Genomic DNA, 23,696 nt, shown 5'->3' with positions numbered 1-23,696 from the left:
CCACTAGGCTGGAACGCATGCTCCCGCACCACATCGAAGCCCTTGATGCATGGCGCTCGCTTCCCATTAAGCAGCAGCCACAGTGGCCTGACGCGGACCGCGTCGCCGACGTCTCCCAGCAGATCGCAGCTCTTCCGCCGCTGGTCTTTGCCGGTGAAGTCGATAATCTTCGCGATCGTCTTGCTCGTGCCGCTTCTGGCCAGGCCTTCCTTCTTCAGGGAGGCGATTGCGCTGAGACCTTTGCTGGCGCTACGGCCGAACAGATCCGCAACCGCATCAAGACGGTGTTGCAGATGGCAGTCGTGCTCACCTATGGCGCATCCATGCCTATCGTGAAGATGGGGCGGATGGCTGGCCAATTTGCAAAGCCCCGCTCCAGTGATTCCGAGACCAGAGGCGACGTCACTCTTCCCGCCTACCGCGGCGATATCGTCAACGGTTACGACTTCACCGAAGGTTCTCGTACCGCTGACCCCGGCCGCCTGTTGCAGGGATACCACACGGCCGCTTCGACGCTGAACCTGATCCGTGCCTTCACCCAGGGTGGTTTTGCCGACCTCCGCGAGGTGCACTCATGGAACAAGGGATTCGCGCAAAACCCTGCCAACCAGCGTTACGAGCGCATGGCAGCCGAGATCGATCGTGCAATCAACTTCATGGAGGCCGCAGGCGCGGACTTCGATGAGCTCAAGCGCGTCGAGTTCTTCACGGGCCATGAGGGTCTGCTGATGGATTACGAGCGTCCGATGACGCGCATCGATTCCCGCACCGACACTCCGTACAACACCTCGGCGCACTTCCTCTGGATCGGCGAGCGCACGCGCGACCTTGATGGGGCGCACGTGGACTACTTCTCCAAGATTCGTAACCCCATCGGAGTGAAGCTGGGGCCGACGACGACCCCGGAGACGGCGCTTGAGCTGATCGACAAGCTTGATCCGGAGCGCGAGCCTGGTCGGCTTACGTTCATCACGCGCATGGGTGCGGGCAAGATTCGCGACGCGTTGCCTCCGCTCCTCGAAGCAGTCAAAGATTCAGGTGCGCAGCCGCTGTGGGTCACTGACCCCATGCACGGCAACGGAATCACGACGCCGACCGGATACAAGACGCGTCGCTTCGATGACGTGGTCGACGAGGTACGCGGATTCTTCGAAGCGCATCGCGCAGTCGGCACGTTCCCTGGCGGAATTCACGTGGAGCTCACCGGTGACGACGTTACCGAGTGCCTCGGCGGATCAGAGCACATCGATGAAGCGGCCCTGGCCACTCGGTACGAGAGCCTGTGTGATCCTCGCCTGAACCACATGCAGTCGCTGGAACTTGCGTTCTTGGTGGCAGAGGAGCTCGAGAAGCGCTGACCTCTTTCAGAGCAAAGAAGAAGCCGCCCTCCCGATCAGATCGGGAGGGCGGCTTCTTCTTTGTGATTCTGCTGCGATTAGCCGGTCAGCTGAATAGACAGCTTCACAGTGCCACCACGCGGCAGAGAGGCGTCAGAGCCTGGATCTTGGCCGGTAACGGTGGCAAGTTCAGAGAAGCCTGGCAGATCGCCCCAGGCGGCGTATGTGGCCTCAAAACCCTGGTCGGCGAGCGCTTGCTTTGCCTGGCTCAGGGTTTTGCCTGAAACGTCGGGAACCGGGAAGAGCTCTGGGCCTTTGGAGACAATAAGTTGCACAGTGTCGCCGGGGCGCCAGTTGCCGCTCTCTGCACGGTCAGCCACGCCAATCACGGTGTCCTTCTGCACGCTTTCGCTGAACACGTACTGGGGCTCGTTCGCGGGAACGAGGCCCTTGTCGGAGAGGGTGGTGTTCGCCGCGTCCACCGACATTCCGGCGACATCGGGGAACGCGCCGGCGGAAATGTAGAGGTTTACGGTGTCATCTTCAAAAACTTCGCAGCCATCGCCGCACGCGTAGGCGTCTCCGCCTGCCCTGGGAGTGACGTATGCGTTGATGACGATGCCTTCGGCTGCGTCGGAAAAGAGGAGGAGGGTGTCTTCCTGCACGTTGACGTTGAGCTGGTCGAGATAGTCGCGAGCGTCTTGCTCCGCTCGCCCGTTCAGCGCTTCGATATCGTGATTCTCCGGTCCAGCGGAGACGATCACGGCGACAGCATCGCCCTTGTCCAGTCGGGTTCCTTCGCCTGGGTCTGTCTCAATGACCGTTCCCTTATCGATATCGACAGAGAACTTGTCTTTTTGGCTCGGCGTGAAGCCAGCTTCTGTCAAGACGGAAGCGGCTTCGTCGTACGTGCTTCCTGCGACGGAGGGCACGGCAACAAGGGAGCCCGGTCCAGATCCGAACCACCAGCCTGCTCCACCGGCAAGGACAGCGAGTAAGAGCACCAGCGAAAGGAGGAAGGCACCGCGCGCTCGTCTCTTCGACGCTCGGCGGCGCAGCAGCGTCGCGTTGTCTACTGCTGTGGGCACAGGGGCGGTCGGGTCAGCGATCACCATCGTGCTGGGCATCACTTTTGTGAGGTCGCCGGAGTCGCCATTGCTGCTTTGCGATGCGGTGGCCCTGGCGGCGGTCGGGGTGATCCCCAGGTCCCGCTCGATTTCGCGCAACCGTTCAAGCATCTGTTGCGCATCGTCTGGCCGCTCGTCCGGAGACTTTTCGGTGGCCCACAACACGAGTTCGTCGAGCTGCTCCGGTACTGAGGGGTTTCGCACGCTGGGGCGTGGCACAGACTCGGTGGCGTGCTGGAAAGCAATTTGCATCGGTTGCTCGCCTTTATACGGCTGTTCGCCGACCAGCATTTCGTAAAGCATGATGCCGAGCGCGTAGATGTCACTACGGGCGTCTGCGGTGCCGCGGGTGACAAGCTCGGGGGCTAGATAGGCGATTGTGCCGAGCAGCTGCTGGCCCGTGGCGGTGTTCGCTGTTGTGGCGCGAGCCAGCCCGAAGTCGCCAATCTTGATTCGACCGTCTTCGGCGAGCAAGACATTTTCTGGTTTCACATCGCGATGGACGATACCAGCGCGGTGCGCGGCGGAGAGCCCAGCCAGGATCGCATCCATGATTGTGATGGTCTGGGGGAGCGTGAGGCGCTTTTGTTCCTTGATGAGCTCGCGGAGGGTGATGCCGGGCAGGTACTCCATCACCAGGTAACCAAGCTCGCCGTCCTGGCCCTGGTCGAACACATTGACCACGTGCGGATCTGCCAACCGTGCCGCGGAGCGAGCTTCCTGAATGAAGCGGCTCTGGAACGACGAATCATCGCTGAGATGCGCGTGCATCACCTTGAGTGCGATGCGTCGCTCAAGACGCAGGTCTGTGGCGACATAGACGGTAGCCATCCCACCGCGGGCGATCCTGGCGCGCACACGGTATCTGCCGTCGACAAGCCGCCCGATGAGGGGGTCGGCCTGCTGATTGGTCGTCACGTCAGAAGTCTATGGAGAATTGGCTGAGAGACAGGGGAGCGGCTCGCCACTCTGCCCCGTTGCGTTTGCGAATCATGTCAGCCGTAGAGTGCGAGCCAGCTATAGGCTTGCGTCTCCCATTGGCCATATCGATCCGGGTACGCGGAGATTTGAACGGCCTGTGCGGCTTCGGTGAACGGCAGATCTTCCCACCCTGGGATATCCATGAGGCCGCGCGTGCTCTGGCCGTTTGGATCGTGGTGCCCACCATAAAAGACCTGTGTGCTGCGCTCGGCGTCCATGATCTGGGCAGGGGATCCCCAACCAGCGCTCGGGCGCTGTTGGAAGATGCCGAGGGAGTCGCGGTCACCCCAACTGAGGTTTCGCAGTTCTGACTCCACCATGCCCGTGGCGAGCGCGAGAGCGATAGCGCGGTCGGTGGCCCCGACTTCGCGGCCCACCCGAATGATGAGTGACGCGTTTTCCGCTTGCTCCGCGGTGAGCGATGCGCTCTTCTGGCTACTGGTGGACGATGCCGCTTCGGAACCCTTTACAACAAGGCTTTGTCCTGGATAGATGATTGACGAAGAGGTCAGGCCATTGAGCCCCAACAGCGTCTGTGGGGTGCTGCCGTATTGCTCGGCAATACCGAACACGGTTTCACCGGCAACCACGGTGTGAGAAGTCGCCGTGCTTGCCGTCGTTGTCTGCGGTGCAGCAACCGATGGAGCGCTGGTGGCGACCACCTGGGATCCCGTTTCGGCAGGGATAGCAAGTCGCTGGCCAGGAAAAATCACCGACGACGATGTGAGACCGTTCGCCGCGAAGATGCTGTCGACAGAGCTTGAGTATTTCTGAGCAACGGCGTAGACAGTGTCCCCGGCCACCACAGTGTGAGTCGTTTGTGCGGATGGAGCCACCGCAGGTGAAGGGTTGGCTGGAGCGGATGAGGGCTGCAGCTTGAGAGTGTGCCCAGGATAGATCACCGAACGCCAGGAGAGTCCGTTCCATGCGAGAACATCCTCTGTGCGTAGATTGAACCGCGCCGCAACAGCGGAGATAGTGTCGCCGGGCTGGACAACATACGACGAAGGGGTGGTTGCCGCTGAGGCACCTCCCACGGGAGCGCTGCGTTGGCGCTCCACCGGAGCAATATCTGTGGTGGATGCGGTTGCCGTCGCTGGCGGCGCGCAAAGGGTGGCAGCAAACACGCCGAGCACCGCGACGGGCACCCCGAACGGTACGGGTCGCGTGCGATGCGCGGCTGTTTCAGTACTCAAAGTAGGCCCCCTTTTCGAGCACTTCACGCTGACACGGATGTAAACAGAAGTCAACAGGAGTGACGGATGTGACTAATGTGACTCGCGCGTCGATATGCGCCCAGGGTGCGGAAATGAGATAGTTGCAACGTGTCTGAGAACGTTGCTGGAACACCTGCCTCCACCGCTACCGAGTGGCTGACGATGCCCGAACTCGTCGAGGTCCTCGATGAGGGTCTCGGTCGCGTGCGCCGCATGATCGACGACCACTACCTGGTGGGGTCGCGTCGCAACGGCGCTTTCGCCGTACCTGCGGTGTTTATCGTTGATGGTCGGCCGCTGACTTCCTTGCGCGGCACTGTGATCGTGCTACAGGATGCAGGCTTCTCGGATGATGAGCTCATCGACTGGTTGCTCGAAGAGGACGAAACGCTCGGACGCTCGCCGATCGCCGCGCTTCTGGCGGGGCACAAGAGTGCCGTTCGTCGCCTCGCCCTCACGCTGGCCTAAGGCAGAGCGCTCACGAAGAGCGAACAGTTGCTGCTCTGGCGAGATCGCGTAGCTCGCCAACCGCCGCATTCTCCAGACGGGCGCCGCTGAGTGCACGATCTGCATCGCGAGCGTAATTGGCAATCATCTTCTCGACCTGATCCAGCGCACCCGATTCAGCAATCGTCGCCTGCAGGAAAGAAACTTGCTGCGGTGTGAGACTCGCGTCTCCCAGCATCTCGTCCATGAGGTTTCTGGCTGACGGGTCGAGTGTCTGCCTGGTGAGCGCGATGAGCACAGTCCGCTTGCCTTCGCGGAGGTCGTCGCCTGCTGGCTTGCCCGTGACGGAGGCATCACCAAAAACGCCGAGGACATCGTCGCGTAACTGAAACGCCATGCCGATCGGATGCCCGAAACTGCGAAGTGCTGACATCTGATCTGCGTCGGCTCCATAGAGAGCTCCACCGAGAGCTAGCGGCTGCTCAATGCTGTATTTCGCTGACTTCAGCGAAGCGACGCGGAGCGCACGCTCGACGTGCGATTGCGCGTCGTTCACACTCCAGGCGGATTCCTCTGCAATATCGAGAAACTGTCCGGTGGTGACACCGCGGCGCATCTTCGCGTACTCCGCGCGCACCGCTCTGGCATGCGGCTGGCCGTCCAAGCCCGATTCCAAGAGATCGTCACTCCATGCCACCAGGAGGTCGCCGAGAAGGATCGCAGAGGCGCGTCCGAAGCTCTCCGGGTCTCCGGACCACCCTGCGGCGCGATGTGATGCCTCCAGGGCGCGGTGCGCGGCTGGGCGACCACGCCGGGTGTCAGAGTTGTCGATCAGGTCGTCGTGAACGAGAGCCGCCGACTGGAAGATTTCCAGTGCGGTGCATACAGCCCAGAGAGCGTCGGTCTCCGATGCGTTGCGGTCGTTGAACCGCGCCACCGCCCGCCAGCCGGCATGACAGAACCGGGCGCGGAGCCGCTTGCCGCCATGAAGCGTGTCGGCGGCCGCATTGAGAAAAGCTTCGGCGTCTTGCCCGTACTCCGAATTCTCCGCACGCATCTGCGCGAAGAAACGGTCGAGCTGTGCGACGACGGCGTCGGGAACGAGAGAGGATGACGGCACGACTCCCAGCATACGTAAAGCAAGCACGCGGCGAACTGCTGGCACCGGAGGCTTCAGCGCGCGTAAGATAGAAAACACGACACCCGAGGGGGACGAAATGCCACTCTCCGAACAGGAGCAGCGTCTGCTCGATGAGATGGAACGCCATCTCCTTCACAATGACGCCGATGTAGTAACCGCGCCATCTGGCGACCGTGCGTTGAGCTATCGCAACCTGGTCTACGGAGCACTTCTGTTGCTCGTGGGTGTCGGAGGCCTTGTCGCAGGAGTCATTCTTGGCGGTACGTGGGGGATTGCCGTCGGCGTCGTCGGGTTCGTGGCAATGCTGGCCGGTGTCATGGTGGCCGTCACGCCGGTGCGGCGCACAACACCTGTCGAGCCGCGAGAGCGCTCGGCCCCGAAGCAGAAAGAGTCCGCATCCTTTATGGATCGGATGAACGATCGTTGGGACCGCCGTCAGGACGGCCGCTAACTTTCTCTCGATTTTCACGAGAAGCCCGGATGCTCAGCATCCGGGCTTCTGTGCGTTAAGGAGCATTTGAGTCAGGATCCTCCACTCGTGCTCCACTTTGCTCCACGCAATTTAGCCCCGTAATTACGGGGCTTTTTCATGCGCGCGTGACGTCGGCAGCCGAGAATCGACGGATTGGTCGTAGGTATGTGGAGGAAAGTGGAGTAAAGTGGGGCGCACCTCGAGTTGGCCGGACGCAGAGGGGGTGGTGGCCGATGTTGCTGGGTACGCATTCCCCGAAGCTTGACGACAAAGGACGGGTCATCCTTCCTGCGAAGTTTCGCGAAGACCTCGGTGGCGGCATCGTCGTCACTCGAGGCCAGGAGCGTTGCCTTTACGTGTTCAGCACGGCCGAGTTCGAGACCATGCATGAGCGAATCCGTCAGGCTCCGCTCGCCAACAAACAGGCGCGTGACTTCATGCGACTGTTCCTCTCCGGTGCGAGCGCGGAGATGCCAGACAGCCAGAACCGCATCACAATTCCCGTTCACCTTCGTCAGTACGCGGGTCTACAAAAGGAGCTCATCGTCACGGGTGTCGGCGCTCACGCCGAGATCTGGGATGCCGAGAGCTGGAACAGCTACCTCGCCGCAGGTGAGGAGACCTACTCCGATCTTGAGCAGGAGGTGATTCCGGGACTCTTCTGACCACGGCTGTGATGCCCCGCCGCTTGCGCCCCGACACACTTCCCCGGTGCCGGGTCGAGAAGCGGAGGGGGATCAGAGCCGAAGGTCAACCCGAGAAAGATCATGAACCTCCGAGACATTCACACCCCAGTTCTGCTCGACCGCTGTGTCGAGCTCCTCGCTCCAGCCCTTCAGGCGGACGGAGCGGTGCTTGTCGATGCCACCCTCGGTATGGGGGGCCACTCCGAGGCCCTGCTGGAGCGATTCCCCAACATCAGACTGATCGGCCTCGACCGAGACACCGACGCGCTTCGCATCGCGGGGGAGCGGCTCAACCGCTTCCGCGATCGCGTAACTCTCGTGCACTCGGTCTATGACGAGATCGGCCTTCATGCGCAAGGCGCAGCGGGCATCCTCTTTGATCTCGGTGTTTCGTCGTTGCAGCTGGACGAGGCGGAGCGCGGCTTTGCGTACTCGAAAGACGCGCCGCTGGACATGCGGATGGATCAGACGAGCGGCATCACCGCCGCCGATGTGATCGCTACTTACAACGAAGGCAACCTGCGTCGCATCTTTGAACGCTACGGCGAAGAGAAGCTTGCAGGGCGCTATGCGCGTTTCATCATCGATGCGCGCCAGAAGAGCCCTATCACTCGCTCCGGTGAACTGGTGGAGATCCTGATCGCTGCGACGCCAGCGGCGGCACAGCGCGCTGGGCACCCGGCCAAGCGCGTCTTCCAGGCCCTTCGCATCGAAGTGAACACCGAACTCAGCGTGCTTGCTGATGCAATTCCTGCTGCGATGGACGCCCTGCAGATCGGCGGCCGGATCGCAGTCATGTCGTATCAGTCGTTGGAGGATCGCCTTGTCAAGCAGGCGTTTGCCGCGGCTTCTGCCTCGACCGCACCCGCTGGACTGCCGGTCGAGCTGCCGGAGCACGCTCCACGCTTCCGCGTCCTGACAAAGGGAGCGGAACTCGCCGACGAGGCTGAACGCGCTCGCAATCCGCGTGCGATCCCCGTGCGCCTGCGCGCTGCAGAAAAGCTGAGGGAGCGCGCATGAGCGCCAACGCTGCGGTCCGCAAGCCCGCGCTGCCACTCGCACCGGAGCAACCGCCGAAACGCAAACTGCAACCGGTTACTCGACCGGCCGCGCGCCGCAAGCCAAAATTCGCCTACGCCCTTGTCGCGCTCGCTGGCGCTCTCGCAATCGGAGCAGCACAGATCGCGTTGTCGCTTGCGATCACTCAAGATTCCTTCACGCTTGCAGGACTTTCGTCGCAACAGCGAGAACTGGACTTGAAGACAGACGCGCTGCAGGAAGAGCTCACCGGGCTGAGCTCGCCGCAGGTCCTCGCCAGCGGCGCAGCCGACCTCGGGATGATCGTGGCGGGATCGCCTTCCTATCTGCGGCTCAGTGACGGAGCCGTTTTCGGCACTGGCGCCGGCGCTGGCGGGACATCGACGGTAGACCCCACCGGCGTCGGAGCCGTAGGGAATGCGCTCATCGTCGAACCGCCCACTCCTGCAGTAGACGCTTCAGCTACGACAGAAGAACCGACGCAGGATCTTCCGCCGGCCATCACCGACGGACTCCCCAGCCCGACCACACGCTAATCACTGCGATCCACGGAGAAACCCCATGACCACACGAGCTACCCGCGGGCCGCGGCGACGCACCTTCGTGGCATTGGCGGTCATCCTTTCTGTGCTGGCCGCATTCGTGGTGCGCCTGGTGGATATTCAGGTGGTTAGCGCTAACGAGCATGTCTCGCAGTCGCTCACCAAGCTCGGCGAAGGCGACATCATCGCCGGGCAGCGCGGAACCATCGTCGACTCCAGCGGCACGCCGCTCGCGTCGAGCGTGCTCGTGTATGACGCGCAGTTGAGCCCGCAGGTGATCATGCTCCTGGAAGAAGATGATCCGGCGTTGCCATGGGCCGAAGCCTCCGAGAAAATCGCGGCGATTACTGGGCAGACGGGCGACGAGGTGCGGGCGCTGGTGGATGGCGCACTTGCCGAGAACCCAGACAGTCAATACGTGGAACTCAAGCGCGGTCTCGACACGGAGCAGTACATCGCGCTTCGAGACCTCGGCATTGGGTCGTATTTGAGCATGCCATCGCGTGAAACTCGGGTCTATCCGAACGGCGCGGTCGCGGGAAACATCTTGGGATTCTTGGACAGCTCAGGCACTGCGCAGGCAGGTGTAGAGAAGCTGACAGATGAGTGTCTTGCTCCGGTTGACGGCGAGGAAAGCTACCGAGTCGGCAAGGACGGCGTTGTCATTCCCGGTAGCGAGCGCACGGTTCAGGCAGTAGATGGTGGCTCGACGCAGCTGACGCTGAACAGCGACCTCAACTGGTACCTGCAGCAGATGATCGCTGAAGAAGCACAGGCACAGGGGGCCAAGGGCGGCACCGTCACGGTTGTCGAGGTCGGCACAGGAAAGATCCGGGCCGCTGCCGAGTGGCCAGCTTTTGATCCCAACGATCTCGCGGCTTCGACTCCGAGTACGAGAGCGAGCCAGATTTTCTATCGTGACTTTGAGCCGGGCTCGACCTTCAAAGCTGTCACCGCGGCTGCCGTGATGGAGGCGGCAGGGGCCACCCCGCTCAGCACCGTCACCGCGTCGTCTCGCGAGACTTTCCCCAACGGTGCTGTTGTCAACGACGCGTTCACTCACCCCGCGTACAACTACACGTTGGCCGGTGGGCTGATCGACTCTTCCAACGTCGCGCTATCGAAGTTCGGAACGATGGTCTCTCCAGAGGTCCGGTACGACTATCTGGAGAGGTTCGGGGTTGGTGAGACGACTCTTGGCTTCCCCTCTGAGGTTGGCGGCATTCTGCACCCGGTGAGCGAGTGGGACAGTCAGTCGCTCTATACGACGACCTTCGGGCAGTACTTTACGGTCACCGCCGCGCAACTCGCCGGTGCGTATCAAGCCATCGCCAATGGCGGCGAGAAGATCGATTTGTCCCTCGTGGAGTCCTGCACGAGTGCCGATGGCACTGTCACAACTCCGGCTGATCCTGATCGCGAGCAAATCGTTACCGAGCAGACAGCGGCCGACCTCACCGAGATGCTGGAGAACGTCGCAGTGCAGGGTGGCAACGCCGAGCGCATCCAAGTGCCTGGCTACCGCGTGACCAGCAAAACGGGTACCGCACAGGTCTCTGACGGCAACGGCGGGTACAAGGCTGGCGTGTACTACACCAGCATGGTTGGCTTCGCTCCAGCGGATGATCCGCAGTACGTCGTGGTCGTCACGCTGGATGAGCCGACTAAGGTTGTATCGTCCGCGGCCACCGCACCCGCCTTCCAAAAAGCGATGACGCAGGTGATGAAGACTTATCGCGTGATGCCTTCCTCTGTCCCGATGGACGAGTTGCTTCCCAAGTTCGGATAGTCGGCGAGAGCCGCGCATGGAGATGACATGATCGCCCTGACGCTCGCTGAGATTACCGCCGCAATCGGCGGAGATCTGCGTGTTGCCGGAGAAGACACGGCAGAGACCGTCGTCGATGGACTCGTAGACACGGACTCTCGTGAGATGGTTCCCGGTGCGATTTTCGTCGCGAAGCCGGGAGCGGAGACAGACGGACACCGCTTCGTCGCTTCCGCCGTTGACGCTGGCGCTGTGCTCGCCATCGTGGAGCACACTGTCGACGCCCCGGTGAGCCAAATTATTGTGCCGGATGCCGTCGCAGCACTCGGCGCGCTTGCTCGCGAGGTGGTGGCGCGTGTCAGAGCCAACGGGTCCCTGCGCATCGTCGGTATCACCGGCTCGAATGGCAAGACCACGACCAAGAACTTCCTCGCCCGCATCCTCGAAGCTGAGGGCGAAACCGTCGCGCCGGTGAAGTCGTTCAACAACGAGGTCGGCGCTCCGGTGACCATGCTGCGAGTGACGGAGGACACCCGGTTCCTTGTGAGCGAATTTGGCGCCGCGGCGCCGGGGAGTATCGCGCATCTTGCTGGCCTCGTAGAGCCGGATATCGCTGTCGTGCTGATGGTGGGAATGGCACATGCCGGCGGCTTCGGAGGGATCGAGGCCACGGCCAAGGCCAAGGCGGAACTTGTAGAAGCGGCCAGGGTTCCAGGCACAGCCGTTCTCAATCTGGATGACTCTCGGGTCGCCGCGATGGGAGAGATCGCGACGGCGCGTGGGCTGAAAATCATGCGTTTCGGCCAGGGCCAAGATGCAGATGTGCGCGCACTTGACGTGGAGGTTCACGCCTCCGGCACTATCTGTCACCTGGAGGTCGCTGGCGAACAGCTGACCCTGCGGTTGCGCGTGCTCGGGGCTCACCACGTCTCCAACGCCCTGGCGGCGATCGCCGCCGCACGAGAGCTCGGAGTCACCACGACGGACGCGGTGGCCCGACTGGAGACTGTAGAGATCGCTGAGCGCTGGCGCATGCAGCCGATGGGCAGCGACCGCGTACGGATCATCAACGATGCCTATAACGCCAGTCCCGATTCGATGGCCGCTGCTCTACGCACGCTCGCCCAGATCACCTCGCCAGAGGAGCGCACTGTCGCCGTCCTCGGGGCCATGAGTGAACTCGGCGAAAGCGCGGGGGAGGAGCACGACCGAATTGGTCTGCTCGCCGTGCGTCTCAACATTCAACGCATCGTCGTTGTCGGACCAGAAGCGCGACGGCTCTATCTTTCGGCGGTTGGGGAGGGGTCCTGGGACAGCGAGGCTGTGCATCTACCAGACCAGGACGCCGCCTTTGAGTATCTCCGCACCGAGCTTCGCGACGGCGACCGCGTGCTTGTGAAGTCATCCAATTCCGTGGGCCTCCGGCATCTCGGCGATCGTCTGGGAGAATTGTTCTCGTGAGGTCACTCATCATGGCGGCGGCGATTTCGCTTGCCTTCACTCTGTTCCTGACTCCCGTCTTCTTGCGGCTTTTCCGCAAGTGGGGCTGGGGGCAGGTCATCCGTACCCCCGAGTCGGTGCACAATCCGAGCCATGAGGCGAAGCGTGGCACACCCACAATGGGTGGCGTCATCTTCATTGTCGGTTCGATTGTCGGGTACTTCACCGGCGTGCTGGTGAGCGGTGAGGTGCCAGCTCTTTCTGCACTCCTCGTGATTTGGTTGATGGTCGGTTTTGGCGCGGTCGGATTCATCGACGACTACATGAAGGTCAAGAGCCAGCGCAGCCTCGGGCTCTCCGGTTGGCGCAAGGTCATCGGACAGCTTTTGGTCATCATCCCCTTCGGCGTTGTTGCCCTCAACTTCCCCAACAGGTGGGGTCAAACGCCCGCGAGCGCGTCGATCTCGCTGTTCCGTGACATCACGTGGCTGAATCTGTTCGCCTTTGGAGTGGTCCTCGGCTGGATTCTCTACCTTGCCTGGATCGCTGTTATCGGTGTCGCGACCTCGAACAGCGTGAACCTGACAGATGGGCTCGATGGACTCGCCGCAGGTGCCGGCGTGCTCGTCGTTGGCGCGTACAGCCTGATCGCTTTCTGGCAGTTCAAGCAGCCGTGCATCGGTGGCGACCCTGACGCCTTGGGCGGGTGCTACGAGGTCAGAGATCCGTTTAACCTGGCGATCATCTCCGCATCGTTCGCTGCAGGCCTTATCGGTTTCCTCTGGTGGAATGCGCCGAAGGCGAAGGTCTTCATGGGCGACGTCGGTTCGATGGCTATCGGTGGCGTCATCACCGCGATGGCAATCCTGACCCGCACTGAGCTGCTGCTTCTCGTCATTGCCGGTGTCTTCGTGCTCTCCTCCGGCTCGGTTATTCTGCAGCGCGCCTACTTCAAGGTCACGCGAGGCAAGCGTCTGTTCCTGATGAGTCCGTTCCATCATCACCTCGAGATGCGCGGATGGTCTGAGGTCACGATCGTCGTGCGCATGTGGATCATTGCCGGTCTGCTTGCAGTGACTGCTGTCGGGTTCTTCTACGTTGAATGGCTTACCCGTGTCCACTGATCGTCTCGCCACACTCACAAGTTGGCACGCCGACTGGAGCGGTCTTCGTGTCGCCGTGCTGGGTCTTTCGATGACCGGCTTCTCGGTGGCTGACACTCTCACCGAGCTCGATGCCGACGTTCTCGTGCTGACAGAGTCGGCTGCGGAGGAGTACGAACAGCTGCTCCCCGTGATCGGAGCCAGGCTCGAGGTTGGTGCGCTCACGGAGGTTCCGAGTGCACTGATCGACTTCGCCCCGGATGTTGTCGTGGCCTCTCCCGGCTTTTCGCCGTCGCACCCGCTTATTCGCTGGGCGCAGGACTCGGGTATCGCCGTGTGGGGCGACGTCGAACTCGCGTGGCGAGTTCGTGACAAGGTCGTCCGCGCAGATGGAACCCCGGCGGACTGGGTTCTCATCACAGGAACAAACGGAAAGACAACCACCACGCAGCTGACGGCTACGTTGCTCGTCGAAGGCGGTCTTCGGGCAGCGCCGTGCGGCAATATCGGCGTGCCAGTGCTCGATGCCGTTCGCGACCCCGCGGGGTTCGATGTGCTGGTTGTCGAACTCTCCAGTCATCAACTTTGGTACCTGGGACAGTCACAGCCAGAGGGCGAACTGTTCCCGTACGCCGCTGTCTGCTTGAACCTCGCAGACGACCATCTCGTCTGGCACGGGAGTGCAGAGGCCTACCGCGACGCGAAGGCCACGGTCTATCGGAACACCCGCGTCGCGTGCGTATACAACAAGGCCGATGAAGCTACGCGCCTGATGGTCGAAGACGCAGAGGTCGTCGAGGGGGCCCGCGCCATTGGCTTCGACCTTGGTGTCCCCGGCCCCAGCGACATCGGCGTGGTGGAGGGGCTGCTCGTAGACAGAGCGTTCCTTGACGATCGTGCACGCAGTGCTCTCGAGCTGACGACCATCGCTGACCTCCAGGCTTCTGGTCTGGCCGCCCCGCACATTGTTCAGAACATTCTGGCTGCCAGCGCGCTTGCGCGGTCTTTGGGCGTGGAGCCTGAGGCCATCCACAGTGCACTGCAGTCTTTTCATCTGGATGCGCATCGGATTCAGGTGATCGCCCAGCACGCTGGCATCACCTGGGTGGATGACTCGAAGGCAACCAACCCGCATGCGGCGGCATCTTCGCTCCGGGCATTCCCCGGCGCGGTGTGGGTAGTCGGTGGCGATCTCAAGGGCGTCGACATCTCAGAGCTGGTCGCAGAGGTCGGTGCGACGGCACGCGCTGCCGTCGTTATTGGAGTCGATCGTCGTGCCGTAATGGCAGCATTCCAGCGACACGCGCCAGCGGTGCCCGTCTTCGAAGCCGTTGCTGGTGAGACTGGACACGTCATGAACCGTGTCGTGGAGATTGCGACGGGGATCGTCGGCGACGAGGGTACGGTTCTGCTGGCCCCGGCTGCGGCTTCCTTCGACCAATTCTCCAGCTATGCGGATCGAGGCCACCGCTTCGCCGAGGCGGTAAAGGACTGGATTGAGCGGGGGAACGCCGATGACGCAGGTGTCTCGCCCTCAGCGCTCTGAGTCGGGCGGTCTCGCCGCGAGGGTGACTCTGGGACGCCGGTTCACTCCGGTATCCACCGAGTTTCTTCTCATCGCGTCCACCGCCCTACTGCTTACTCTTTTCGGGCTTGTCATGGTGCTCTCAGCCACGAGCGCGACGGCGGTCGCCCAAGGCGTGAACCCGATGGATGGTGTGCTGCGTCAGGGCGTCTTTGCGTTGCTCGGCATTCCTCTGATGTTCCTCGTCAGCCGGTTGCCCGTCGCTTTCTTGAAGAAGATGGCGTGGCCTGCGCTCTTCGGCGCTGTGGCGCTCCAGCTGCTTGTGTTCACGCCGCTCGGTATCGAAGACGGCGGAAACCGAAACTGGATCAAGATCGCAGGCTTCACAATGCAGCCTTCGGAGTTCCTCAAACTCGCGCTTGCTCTGTGGATCGCCGCGGTGCTTTTGCGCAAGCAAGCGATGCTCGGGACGTGGCATCACGTGTTCATCCCTGTGATCCCGGTCGGCGCTCTCGCGATCGGCACTGTTCTCGCCGGGCATGACCTTGGTACCGCGATGGTTCTGGTGCTGATTCTGCTGGGATGTTTGTTTTTCTCCGGTGTCAAGCTGCGGTTGTTCATCCTCCCGGTGCTGTTCGGTGTGGTTGCAGTGCTTGCGTATGCACTGTCGAGCGAAGACCGCATGCGACGAATTACCGCCTCTTGCGATGACATGGCGCTGTACTACACCGACTGCTACCAGTCGATACACGGCATTTGGGGAATGGCTTCGGGGGGAGTTTTCGGCCTGGGACTGGGCAACTCCCAGGAAAAGTACGGATGGTTGCCCGCCGCAGGAAACGACTTCATTTTTGCGATCGTCGGAGAAGAGCTCGGCCTCATCGGCTGCATTGTGGTGCTTTCGCTATTTACTTTCTTCACTGTCGGGGCGTTCCACATCATCCGCAAGACTCCTGATCCCTTCATCCGCGTCGCGGCTGGCGGGATAACGGTATGGATTGTGGGACAGGCCGTGCTGAACATCGGCGTTGTGATCGGCGTTTTCCCCGTGATGGGAGTTCCCCTCCCATTCATGTCTCAGGGCGGTACTGCACTACTGGCCGTGCTTATCGCTTGCGGTGTGCTCCTGGCCTTTGCGCGCACGATTCCGGCTACCGAAAAGCAACCAGCTGAGCGGGGTAGGGTCTCCAGGTGACCTCGTATCTCCTCGCCGGCGGTGGCACCGCCGGCCATGTGAACCCCCTGCTCGCCGTCGCGGACGCGCTCCGCGAAAGAAGTGCCGCTGATGCCGTGCTCGTCCTCGGGACAGCGGAAGGGCTCGAGTCGCGACTCGTGCCAGAGCGAGGGTACGACCTCCTCATCGTCGACAAGGTGCCTTTCCCTCGGCGTCCTAACCGTCAAGCGCTTGCCTTTCCCGGTCGGTTCCGCAAAGCGATCGCTCAGGTGCGCGAACATATCCGTCGAAACGGCGTCGATGTGGTTGTCGGCTTCGGAGGCTATGCCTCCGCGCCGGCGTATATCGCAGCGCGCCGGGAGCGGATACCGTTCGTGGTGCATGAGGCAAACGCGAAGCCAGGACTGGCGAACAGGCTCGGAGCCCGTCAAGCCGCGGCTGTCGGTGTGGCATTTGCAGGCACGCCGCTTCGCGGTGGTGAGGTCGTAGGAATGCCGTTGCGACATGAAGTCGTCTCACTCGACCGTGCAGGGACCCGAGCGGAAGCTGCCGAATACTTCGGGCTCGATGCGGAACGACCCGTCCTGCTGGTCTTCGGCGGATCCTTGGGCGCTCAGCGTCTGAATGAGGCTCTCGCCGATTCCTGGAACGACGTTCTCGCTACGGGCTGGCAACTGCTGCACGTCACGGGTGAACGCAGTGAGCAGACCGATCCGGGTGCGACGGGTTACGCCTTCCGTCGTTACGTCGATCGCATGGACCTCGCTTTCGCGCTGGCCGACGTGGTGCTTTGTCGTTCAGGGGCGGCGACGGTGAGCGAAGTCAGCGCGCTTGGTATTCCCGCGCTTTACGTGCCGTATTCCGTCGGCAATGGCGAACAACGGCTGAACGCCGCATCGGCGGTAGAGCACGGAGCAGCTGAGCTCCTCGACGATGCAAGCTTCAACGCAGATGCCGTACGGCGCGCTGTTGTTCCGCTCCTCGAGGACCCCGAGCGGATCTCTCGCATGGCGGCGGCGGCTGAAGCCGTCGGAACCCGCACCGGTACCGAGAACCTCATTGCGCTGATCGACCGCTCTCTCGACGCGGTCTGACGCGGCTGCTGCAGACGAGAAAAAGTAGACTGAAGAAGCCATGATCAGACCTGACCTTTCCCTCCCCATTCCCGAGACGATCACCTCCGCGCACTTCATCGGTATCGGTGGATCCGGGATGAGCGGACTCGCGAAGATGTTCCTCGACGCCGGTATTCGCGTCTCTGGCAGCGACCGCGCAGACAGTGACGCTCTGCGTTCGCTGGCTGCAGCTGGAGCCACCGTGCACATCGGACACGATGCTGACTACCTCGGTGACGCAGACACGGTCGTGCACACCGGGGCGATCTGGCCGGAGAACCCCGAGTTCGTGACAGCAAAAGAGCGCGGCCTTCATGTGATCCACCGCTCGCAGGCCTTGCACTGGCTGATCGGATCTCGTCGCCTGGTTTCTGTCGCCGGTGCGCACGGAAAGACAACCTCGACCGGCATGATTGTCACGGCGATGCGCGCCCTCGGCAGCGACCCTCACTTCGTCAACGGCGGAGTAATCGAGCAGTTGGGCGTATCGAGCGCTACCGGCGATGGCGACCTGTTCGTCGTCGAGGCCGACGAGTCTGACGGCACTTTTTTGCTGTACAACACGGCGGTCGCCCTCATCACCAATGTCGACCCCGATCACCTCGATCACTACGGCTCTGACGAGGCGTTTCACGATGCATTCGTCCGCTTCGCCGACGCTGCTACTGAGGCCGTTGTCATCTCCAGCGACGATCCAGGCGCGCTGCGGGTGAGCGCGGGGCTTTCACACCGCAACGTACTGACGTTTGGACAGGCGGAAGGCTCCGACCTCCGAGTTGTCGACATCGTCTCCTCTGGCGCCGTTGCCGCGACGTTGATCTGCGGCGACGAGCAAGCCCGAATGCAGCTGGCCGTGCCAGGCATCCATAATGCGATCAACGCGGCCGGCGCTGTCGCGGTCCTGCTGTCTCTCGGATACCCGCTGGAAGATGCAGTGCGGGCTGTCGAGGGTTTTGCTGGCACTGTCCGCCGTCTTGAGCAGCATGGCGCTGCCCGCGGAGTGACGGTGTACGACGACTATTCGCATCACCCGACTGAGGTGCGTGCGGCGCTGGAAGCGATGCGCAGTATTGCTGGGGGCGGGCGTGTCATCGCCATCCAACAGCCCCACACGTACTCCCGCACGCAGCACATGTATCAGGAGTTCGCAGACGTCCTTGAAGAGTTCGCTGATCACACAGTGATGCTCGACGTTTACGGAGCGCGCGAAGATCCCGTACCTGGGGTGACGGGTGAGCTTGTGAGCGGCGCTTTCCGTGATGCTTCGCGCGTGCACTACGTCGCAGATTGGCAGCAAGCGGCGGACTACACCGCGACCGTCGTACGCGACGGTGACTTTGTCGTGACGCTGGGATGCGGCAACGTGTACCAGATCATTCCGCAGGTCTTGGAATCGTTGAGCCAGGCCGACGAGGCATAGCCGATGCGTCGGCCTGCACAGCTTCCGAGCACCCCGGAACGCCCGGAGAAGGAGCCTGCACAGGTACGCCCTCGCGCACCCCGTCGAGGTGAGGAAGAGCCAAGCGAGGGGCCAGCGGCCGATCTCGGCGAACCGATCGTAGAACAAAGCGAGCCGACTGCGGATGCCGCTGAGCTGACCTCGTCGATGGACGTCTGGCGTGCGGCACGCGCCAGGCGCAAGGCACTGCGGGCCGAGATTCGCCGCTTCACCCAGCGGTCTCGCCGCAGAAAGATCGTCTGGCTGAGTGCTATCGGAGCGATTGTGCTGCTGATCGGTGGAAGCATCGCTGCCGCATACAGTCCGCTGTTCGCGGTCGAGAAGATCTCGGTCGCTGGCGCAACCAACCTCGATCCGGCCGTGATCGAAGCGGCATTGAGCGATCAACTCGGTACACCGCTTGCACTTGTTGATACCAGCGAGGTGAAGGCCGCACTGCTCGCGTTTCCGCTGATCGAGACTTATGCGCTCGAGGCGCGACCGCCGCACGACCTCACGGTGCGCATCGTGGAGCGCACTCCGGTGGGAGTTATCGCCTCCGAAGCGGGCTTCACCCTGGTCGATGCGGCAGGTGTCGCGCTCTCGACCACCGAGGACGCGCCCGCAGGCCAACCAGTGATCGACGTCGACGGCGGCGTCGATACCCCTGCGTTCCGCAGTGCTGGACTCGTGGTGCGATCTCTGCCGACAGAGGTGCGCTCTGTGCTCAGTGGAGTGAGCGCGACGACCGCAGACGATGTCACGCTCACTCTCGACAACGGGTTGGTTGTGGTGTGGGGGAGTGCGGATGAGTCGGCGCTGAAGGCCGTCACGCTGTCGAAGATGATGGCGGCGAACCCCGACGCGCGCTCAATTGATGTGACTTCACCTGACGTTGCCGTCGTCGGCTGAGAGCTTTCGCGAGTAAACGCGCGACACGCCCACGGCTTTGCGCACGGGAGGGCCAGCGGCGCATACCTTCGATCAAAGAGAACGCAATACCGGGAAATACTTTACACCTCTACTTGAGGTTTAAGGTTTGCCCACTTAAGGCTCGACTAATCGGAGGCCGGCCATGAGCCAGAACCAGAACTACCTCGCCGTGATCAAGGTCGTCGGCGTCGGCGGTGGCGGCGTCAATGCCGTGAACCGCATGATCGATCTCGGTCTCCGCGGAGTCGAGTTCATTGCCGTGAACACTGATGCGCAGGCGCTCCTCATGAGCGATGCAGACGTCAAGCTTGATGTGGGCCGTGAGCTCACCCGCGGTCTCGGAGCGGGAGCCGATCCGGAGGTGGGTCGCCGCGCGGCGGAAGACCACGCCGAAGAGATCGAGCAAGCTCTGACCGGAGCAGACATGGTGTTCGTGACCGCTGGTGAGGGCGGCGGTACCGGTACCGGTGGAGCGCCCGTGGTGGCTCGCATTGCGAAGTCCATCGGCGCTCTCACTATCGGCGTTGTCACCAAGCCGTTCTCCTTCGAAGGCCGTCGCCGCCAGAGCCAGGCAGAAGCTGGCGTGGCGAAGCTGAAGGAAGAGGTCGACACGCTCATCGTGGTCCCGAATGACCGCCTGTTGGAGATCAGCGACCGCGGCATCTCGATGATTGAAGCTTTCGCGACCGCCGACCAGGTGCTTCTCGCTGGTGTGCAGGGAATTACTGACCTCATCACGACACCCGGTCTCATCAACCTCGACTTTGCCGATGTGAAGTCGGTCATGCAGGGGGCGGGATCCGCACTGATGGGCATTGGCTCGGCGCGCGGCGCCGACCGTGCCATCAAAGCCGCCGAGCTCGCGGTGGAGTCGCCGCTACTGGAGGCAAGTATCGAGGGTGCGCACGGCGTGCTGCTCTCGATTCAGGGTGGATCGAACCTCGGAATCTTCGAGATCCACGATGCTGCCGACCTCGTCAAGGAAGCGGCGCACCCCGAAGCAAACATCATCTTCGGTACCGTCATCGACGACACCCTGGGTGATGAAGTGCGGGTAACGGTGATCGCCGCAGGTTTCGATGGCGGCCAGCCCTCCCTGCGCCTTGACCCGATGGTGGTGTCGCGTCCCTCTGCTGCGAGCCTGCCAGAGGTCGATGTCACGGAGGAATCAGAAGAGGCGAGCGAGCAGCCGAAGCCGGAGCCAGTACAACACCGTGCGCCTGCGACGAGCATCGAGCCGGCTTTTGCTGATGACGACATTGACATCCCCGAATTTCTGAAGTGAGCGTCTCGGTCGACGCGCCGATGCCGTCTGGCATTGGCGCGCGGCTGGCGGCGATCGATGAGCGAATTGCCGATGCCGCGAAAGATGCGGGACGCGATGCCGAAGAGATTACTCGCATCGTGGTAACGAAGTTCCACCCCGCAGAGCTCGTCCGCGAGCTGGATGCTCTCGGCGTGCGCGACGTCGGTGAGAACCGCCAGCAAGAACTGTCTGCCAAAGAAACTGAGCTCGCGGATCTTTCCGTTCGCTGGCATTTCATTGGCCAGGGTCAAACCAATAAGGCGGCATCGATTCGTCGAAGCGCCGACGTGGTGCACTCCGTCGATCGCACGCGCTTTGCCGATGCCCTGCATAGAGCGGGTGGTGAGGCGAGCGATCGGCTCGACGTGCTCGTGCAGATCAACCTCACGGACGATCCTGGCCGTGGGGGAGCTGCCCCCGGCGAGGTGATTGCGCTTGCCGAGCACATCCTCACGCTCCCGTCGCTCCGACTCCGAGGCGTCATGGCCGTGGCGCCACTGGACGAGGAGCCAGCTGCCGCGTTTGCGCGGCTGCGTAGCTTGGCCGACGACGTTCGTGTGGTGGAGCCATCGGCCTCTTGGATTTCGGCCGGCATGACCGGTGACTTCGCTGAGGCAATCGCCGTAGGCGCGACACACCTACGGATCGGCTCCGCAATCACCGGACCTCGGCCCGACCGGAGATAACCTGTGAAAAGACCAGCCCCAAACGTTCGAACCGGAGGACACGATGGGTAACCCGCTGAAGAAGACCATGGTGTATCTCGGCCTCGCCGACGAGGAAGAGGTCTACGAGGAAGAGGCGCAAGCACCTGCTCGTGCCCACCGCGACCGCGACCGCGACGAGCCTGCACCGGCTCCCGTTACGCCTTTGCGCCGCCCCGTTGCCGTCCGCCAGCCGTCTGCAGGAGCCGTGAACGAGATTCTCACCGTCCATCCGAAGCAGTACCGCGACGCGCAGTTGATCGCAGAGAGCTTCCGTGAGGGCGTCCCGGTCATCATCAACCTCTCTCAGATGAGCGACGCAGACGCGCGCCGACTCATCGACTTTGCGAGCGGACTTTCGCTCGGGTTGCACGGACGTATTGAGCGTGTGACGTCGAAGGTCTTCCTGCTCTCTCCGGAGAACATTGCTGTCTCGGGTCACGGGGGCATCGCACACGCAGACGCTGAGTCTGCGGGCTTCGATCAGTCGTAACTCGTGCAGCTGGTCTCTATAGCGGCGAGCATCGTGCACTCGATGCTCCTGCTCTATGTTTTCGTGCTCTTTGCACGTTTGATCCTGGATTACATTCCGTTGTTCAATCGCGAGTGGCGTCCCAAAGGCTTTGGTGTCGTCGCGGCTGAGGCGGTATACACGATCACTGATCCGCCGATCCGGTTTTTCCGGCGCATCATTCCCCCGCTGCGCATTGGGACCCTCTCGCTCGACTTCGGGTTCTCTTTGACGCTCCTCATCGTCTTGATCTCGATGAACATCGTCGGGCTTTTTATTCGCTAAATCCGGAGCGTTTTGCGGCGACGGTGCATCAACTTCGATGACTCTGAGTGTCGCGACATCGCGACTCGGATCAGTGAGGACTATGCTGGCACCCAGGTGCGCACCCCGGGTTCGCTCCACATAACGACCACGCCATATATCGATACTGGCAATCGAACTCATCGAAAGAGGAGCCGCTCATGGCACTTACCCCGGATGACGTCGTCACCAAGCAGTTTCAGCACGTCCGCTTCAAGGACGGCTTCGACCCAGACGAGGTAGATGACTTCCTCGACGAGGTCGTTATTGAGTGGCGCAAGGCGCTCGAAGAGAACGTCGAACTGAAGGCCAAGCTTGCCGCATTCGAGTCCGGTGCTGCTCCAGAAGCCGCCGCACCTGCTGCTCCCGCTGCGCCTGTCGCCGCTCCCGCCCCCGCGGCAGAAGAGTTGCCGACCGGATCCGCGACCGCGACCGCTGGCATCATCGAGCTCGCACAGCGCCTGCACGACGAGCACGTGGCTGAGGGTGAGGCGAAGCGCAACGCTCTTATTGCCGAGGCCGAAACTGAGGTTGCACGCATTCGCACCGAGGCTGAGTCCAAGCAGCGCGAAGAGGCCGCACGACTGGAGCGCGAGCGCAACACCCTCGAGGCTCGCATCACTGAGCTTCGGAACTTCGAACGCGATTACCGCTCGCAGCTGCGTGGATACATCGAGGGTCAGCTCCGCGACCTCGACGAGAAGTCCACTTCGACGGACTCGACTCCCGTTTCCGCGATCGGTCTGTAAGGCGCCCTCTTGTCAGGACGCCGTCCCTTTCGTCGGTCGGCGGCTGGCGCGATCGTTGCGATTCTCGCAGCGCTCGCGCTAGCCGCCGATCAGTTTGTAAAGCACCTCACGATCGAGAACCTCCCGTATGGGGAGCCCGTTCCGGTTCTCGGTGAGTTTTTTCAGCTGTATTACATCCGTAACCCTGGAGCAGCCTTTTCGCTCGGCTCTGAGGTCACGTGGATCTTCACGATCGCTCTCACTGTTGTCGCCGGGGTGATCGTTTGGAAGGCTTTCAACCTTCAATCACGGCTGTGGGCAGTGGTGCTGGGCCTCTTGCTCGGCGGTGTATTGGGCAATCTCAGCGATCGTCTTTTCCGCGAGCCAGGTTTTCCTGTCGGGCATGTTGTCGACATGATCTCAATGCCGTGGATGATGCCGGCAATTTTCAACATCGCCGACATTTTCATCGTGACCGGGATGATCTCGGTGGCGCTCCTTGTCGTCTTCGGATTGCGTTTCGATGGCACGCGGGAACGCGATCACGTCGTCGTCGAGACAGAGGAAGAAGCGGAGGCGGCCGCACTGGCAGCTGCGGATTCTTCAACCGCAGACAGCGTGGATTCTGATGATGCGGCCCCCGCATCCGAAGGGCGCTAA

At 62.1% G+C, this 23,696-nt stretch carries 23 protein-coding genes; 20 read left to right on the top strand and 3 right to left on the bottom strand.

Going from position 1 to position 23,696, the window contains the following annotated elements:
- The first annotated feature begins 17 nt into the window (after window positions 1-17).
- Entirely contained in the window at window positions 18-1,358 is a 1,341-nt protein-coding gene (locus AB0O87_RS11995; RefSeq protein WP_363516003.1) for a class II 3-deoxy-7-phosphoheptulonate synthase, read from the top strand.
- A gap of 77 nt (window positions 1,359-1,435) precedes the next feature.
- Here AB0O87_RS11995 and pknB read toward each other — a convergent pair whose 3' ends face one another.
- Both pknB and AB0O87_RS11985 read right to left on the bottom strand, forming a co-directional pair.
- Entirely contained in the window at window positions 1,436-3,382 is a 1,947-nt protein-coding gene (gene pknB / locus AB0O87_RS11990) for a Stk1 family PASTA domain-containing Ser/Thr kinase (protein WP_363516001.1), read from the bottom strand.
- Between the two features lie 77 nt (window positions 3,383-3,459).
- On the bottom strand, window positions 3,460-4,641 hold the full coding sequence (locus AB0O87_RS11985) for a LysM peptidoglycan-binding domain-containing protein (RefSeq protein ID WP_363515998.1): 1,182 nt from the start codon (window positions 4,639-4,641) through the stop codon (window positions 3,460-3,462).
- Between the two features lie 129 nt (window positions 4,642-4,770).
- Between AB0O87_RS11985 and AB0O87_RS11980 the strand changes: the two genes are divergently transcribed.
- The gene (locus AB0O87_RS11980) at window positions 4,771-5,130 is read left to right on the top strand and encodes an Rv2175c family DNA-binding protein (protein ID WP_363515995.1); all 360 of its coding nucleotides are present in this window, start codon (window positions 4,771-4,773) and stop codon (window positions 5,128-5,130) included.
- 10 nt (window positions 5,131-5,140) lie between these two features.
- Here AB0O87_RS11980 and AB0O87_RS11975 read toward each other — a convergent pair whose 3' ends face one another.
- Window positions 5,141-6,229 (bottom strand): polyprenyl synthetase family protein, encoded by a 1,089-nt coding sequence (locus AB0O87_RS11975; protein ID WP_363515992.1) that lies wholly within the window; start codon window positions 6,227-6,229, stop codon window positions 5,141-5,143.
- 97 nt (window positions 6,230-6,326) lie between these two features.
- On the opposite strand from AB0O87_RS11975, the gene AB0O87_RS11970 reads away from it, so the two are divergent.
- The 18 genes from AB0O87_RS11970 to lspA all read left to right on the top strand — a co-directional run bounded on the left by AB0O87_RS11970 (window position 6,327) and on the right by lspA (window position 23,696).
- On the top strand, window positions 6,327-6,701 hold the full coding sequence (locus tag AB0O87_RS11970; protein ID WP_363515989.1) for a DUF3040 domain-containing protein: 375 nt from the start codon (window positions 6,327-6,329) through the stop codon (window positions 6,699-6,701).
- Window positions 6,702-6,955: 254 nt separating this feature from the next.
- Complete coding sequence (gene mraZ, locus AB0O87_RS11965) at window positions 6,956-7,387, top strand: division/cell wall cluster transcriptional repressor MraZ (RefSeq protein WP_363515986.1); 432 nt, start codon at window positions 6,956-6,958, stop codon at window positions 7,385-7,387.
- Between the two features lie 102 nt (window positions 7,388-7,489).
- Window positions 7,490-8,428, top strand: coding sequence for a 16S rRNA (cytosine(1402)-N(4))-methyltransferase RsmH (gene rsmH, locus AB0O87_RS11960; RefSeq protein ID WP_363515983.1), 939 nt, complete (start codon window positions 7,490-7,492; stop codon window positions 8,426-8,428).
- The gene (locus AB0O87_RS11955; protein WP_363515980.1) at window positions 8,425-8,982 is read left to right on the top strand and encodes a hypothetical protein; all 558 of its coding nucleotides are present in this window, start codon (window positions 8,425-8,427) and stop codon (window positions 8,980-8,982) included. The genes rsmH and AB0O87_RS11955 overlap by 4 nt, the downstream gene beginning before the upstream one ends.
- 25 nt (window positions 8,983-9,007) lie before the next feature.
- Complete coding sequence (locus AB0O87_RS11950) at window positions 9,008-10,777, top strand: penicillin-binding protein 2 (RefSeq protein ID WP_363515977.1); 1,770 nt, start codon at window positions 9,008-9,010, stop codon at window positions 10,775-10,777.
- A gap of 27 nt (window positions 10,778-10,804) precedes the next feature.
- Window positions 10,805-12,217 carry a UDP-N-acetylmuramoyl-tripeptide--D-alanyl-D-alanine ligase gene (gene murF / locus AB0O87_RS11945; protein WP_363515974.1) on the top strand — a complete coding sequence of 471 codons (1,413 nt, stop codon included), beginning with the start codon at window positions 10,805-10,807 and terminating at the stop codon, window positions 12,215-12,217.
- Window positions 12,214-13,320 carry a phospho-N-acetylmuramoyl-pentapeptide-transferase gene (gene mraY / locus AB0O87_RS11940; protein WP_363515971.1) on the top strand — a complete coding sequence of 369 codons (1,107 nt, stop codon included), beginning with the start codon at window positions 12,214-12,216 and terminating at the stop codon, window positions 13,318-13,320. Before murF ends, mraY begins: the two co-directional genes overlap by 4 nt.
- Window positions 13,310-14,845 (top strand): UDP-N-acetylmuramoyl-L-alanine--D-glutamate ligase, encoded by a 1,536-nt coding sequence (gene murD / locus AB0O87_RS11935; RefSeq protein ID WP_363515968.1) that lies wholly within the window; start codon window positions 13,310-13,312, stop codon window positions 14,843-14,845. The genes mraY and murD overlap by 11 nt, the downstream gene beginning before the upstream one ends.
- Window positions 14,814-16,019 carry a putative lipid II flippase FtsW gene (ftsW, locus tag AB0O87_RS11930; RefSeq protein ID WP_363515965.1) on the top strand — a complete coding sequence of 402 codons (1,206 nt, stop codon included), beginning with the start codon at window positions 14,814-14,816 and terminating at the stop codon, window positions 16,017-16,019. The genes murD and ftsW overlap by 32 nt, the downstream gene beginning before the upstream one ends.
- Window positions 16,016-17,092, top strand: coding sequence for a UDP-N-acetylglucosamine--N-acetylmuramyl-(pentapeptide) pyrophosphoryl-undecaprenol N-acetylglucosamine transferase (locus tag AB0O87_RS11925; protein ID WP_363515962.1), 1,077 nt, complete (start codon window positions 16,016-16,018; stop codon window positions 17,090-17,092). The genes ftsW and AB0O87_RS11925 overlap by 4 nt, the downstream gene beginning before the upstream one ends.
- 40 nt (window positions 17,093-17,132) lie before the next feature.
- Window positions 17,133-18,533, top strand: a complete 1,401-nt coding sequence (gene murC / locus AB0O87_RS11920; protein ID WP_363515959.1) for a UDP-N-acetylmuramate--L-alanine ligase — start codon at window positions 17,133-17,135, stop codon at window positions 18,531-18,533.
- A 3-nt stretch (window positions 18,534-18,536) separates the two neighbouring features.
- The gene (locus AB0O87_RS11915; RefSeq protein WP_363515956.1) at window positions 18,537-19,463 is read left to right on the top strand and encodes an FtsQ-type POTRA domain-containing protein; all 927 of its coding nucleotides are present in this window, start codon (window positions 18,537-18,539) and stop codon (window positions 19,461-19,463) included.
- A 163-nt stretch (window positions 19,464-19,626) separates the two neighbouring features.
- Window positions 19,627-20,769, top strand: a complete 1,143-nt coding sequence (gene ftsZ / locus AB0O87_RS11910) for a cell division protein FtsZ (RefSeq protein ID WP_363515953.1) — start codon at window positions 19,627-19,629, stop codon at window positions 20,767-20,769.
- Window positions 20,770-20,789: 20 nt separating this feature from the next.
- Complete coding sequence (locus tag AB0O87_RS11905) at window positions 20,790-21,476, top strand: YggS family pyridoxal phosphate-dependent enzyme (RefSeq protein WP_363516246.1); 687 nt, start codon at window positions 20,790-20,792, stop codon at window positions 21,474-21,476.
- A gap of 43 nt (window positions 21,477-21,519) precedes the next feature.
- Complete coding sequence (gene sepF, locus AB0O87_RS11900; protein WP_363515950.1) at window positions 21,520-21,987, top strand: cell division protein SepF; 468 nt, start codon at window positions 21,520-21,522, stop codon at window positions 21,985-21,987.
- 3 nt (window positions 21,988-21,990) lie between these two features.
- Window positions 21,991-22,290 carry a YggT family protein gene (locus tag AB0O87_RS11895; RefSeq protein ID WP_363515947.1) on the top strand — a complete coding sequence of 100 codons (300 nt, stop codon included), beginning with the start codon at window positions 21,991-21,993 and terminating at the stop codon, window positions 22,288-22,290.
- A gap of 179 nt (window positions 22,291-22,469) precedes the next feature.
- Window positions 22,470-23,057 carry a DivIVA domain-containing protein gene (locus AB0O87_RS11890; RefSeq protein ID WP_363515944.1) on the top strand — a complete coding sequence of 196 codons (588 nt, stop codon included), beginning with the start codon at window positions 22,470-22,472 and terminating at the stop codon, window positions 23,055-23,057.
- A gap of 9 nt (window positions 23,058-23,066) precedes the next feature.
- The gene (gene lspA / locus AB0O87_RS11885; protein ID WP_363515941.1) at window positions 23,067-23,696 is read left to right on the top strand and encodes a signal peptidase II; all 630 of its coding nucleotides are present in this window, start codon (window positions 23,067-23,069) and stop codon (window positions 23,694-23,696) included.

Origin of the sequence: Microbacterium sp. NPDC076768 (genome assembly GCF_040687205.1) — a bacterium.
Classification (GTDB): domain Bacteria; phylum Actinomycetota; class Actinomycetes; order Actinomycetales; family Microbacteriaceae; genus Microbacterium.
Note: the sequence above shows the minus strand (reverse complement) of the source record. Positions and strands in the feature narration are given on the sequence as shown.

What these genes read in the sequence shown, in the direction of transcription:
- murC (WP_363515959.1), top strand. Translation starts at nt 17,133, where the DNA reads ATGATCAGACCTGACCTTTCCCTCCCCATTCCCGAGACGATCACCTCC.
- ftsZ (WP_363515953.1), top strand. Translation starts at nt 19,627, where the DNA reads ATGAGCCAGAACCAGAACTACCTCGCCGTGATCAAGGTCGTCGGCGTC.
- AB0O87_RS11955 (WP_363515980.1), top strand. Translation starts at nt 8,425, where the DNA reads ATGAGCGCCAACGCTGCGGTCCGCAAGCCCGCGCTGCCACTCGCACCG.
- AB0O87_RS11890 (WP_363515944.1), top strand. Translation starts at nt 22,470, where the DNA reads ATGGCACTTACCCCGGATGACGTCGTCACCAAGCAGTTTCAGCACGTC.
- AB0O87_RS11950 (WP_363515977.1), top strand. Translation starts at nt 9,008, where the DNA reads ATGACCACACGAGCTACCCGCGGGCCGCGGCGACGCACCTTCGTGGCA.
- ftsW (WP_363515965.1), top strand. Translation starts at nt 14,814, where the DNA reads ATGACGCAGGTGTCTCGCCCTCAGCGCTCTGAGTCGGGCGGTCTCGCC.
- murF (WP_363515974.1), top strand. Translation starts at nt 10,805, where the DNA reads ATGATCGCCCTGACGCTCGCTGAGATTACCGCCGCAATCGGCGGAGAT.
- AB0O87_RS11915 (WP_363515956.1), top strand. Translation starts at nt 18,537, where the DNA reads ATGCGTCGGCCTGCACAGCTTCCGAGCACCCCGGAACGCCCGGAGAAG.
- AB0O87_RS11995 (WP_363516003.1), top strand. Translation starts at nt 18, where the DNA reads ATGCTCCCGCACCACATCGAAGCCCTTGATGCATGGCGCTCGCTTCCC.
- sepF (WP_363515950.1), top strand. Translation starts at nt 21,520, where the DNA reads ATGGGTAACCCGCTGAAGAAGACCATGGTGTATCTCGGCCTCGCCGAC.
- AB0O87_RS11970 (WP_363515989.1), top strand. Translation starts at nt 6,327, where the DNA reads ATGCCACTCTCCGAACAGGAGCAGCGTCTGCTCGATGAGATGGAACGC.
- mraZ (WP_363515986.1), top strand. Translation starts at nt 6,956, where the DNA reads ATGTTGCTGGGTACGCATTCCCCGAAGCTTGACGACAAAGGACGGGTC.
- AB0O87_RS11905 (WP_363516246.1), top strand. Translation starts at nt 20,790, where the DNA reads ATGCCGTCTGGCATTGGCGCGCGGCTGGCGGCGATCGATGAGCGAATT.
- rsmH (WP_363515983.1), top strand. Translation starts at nt 7,490, where the DNA reads ATGAACCTCCGAGACATTCACACCCCAGTTCTGCTCGACCGCTGTGTC.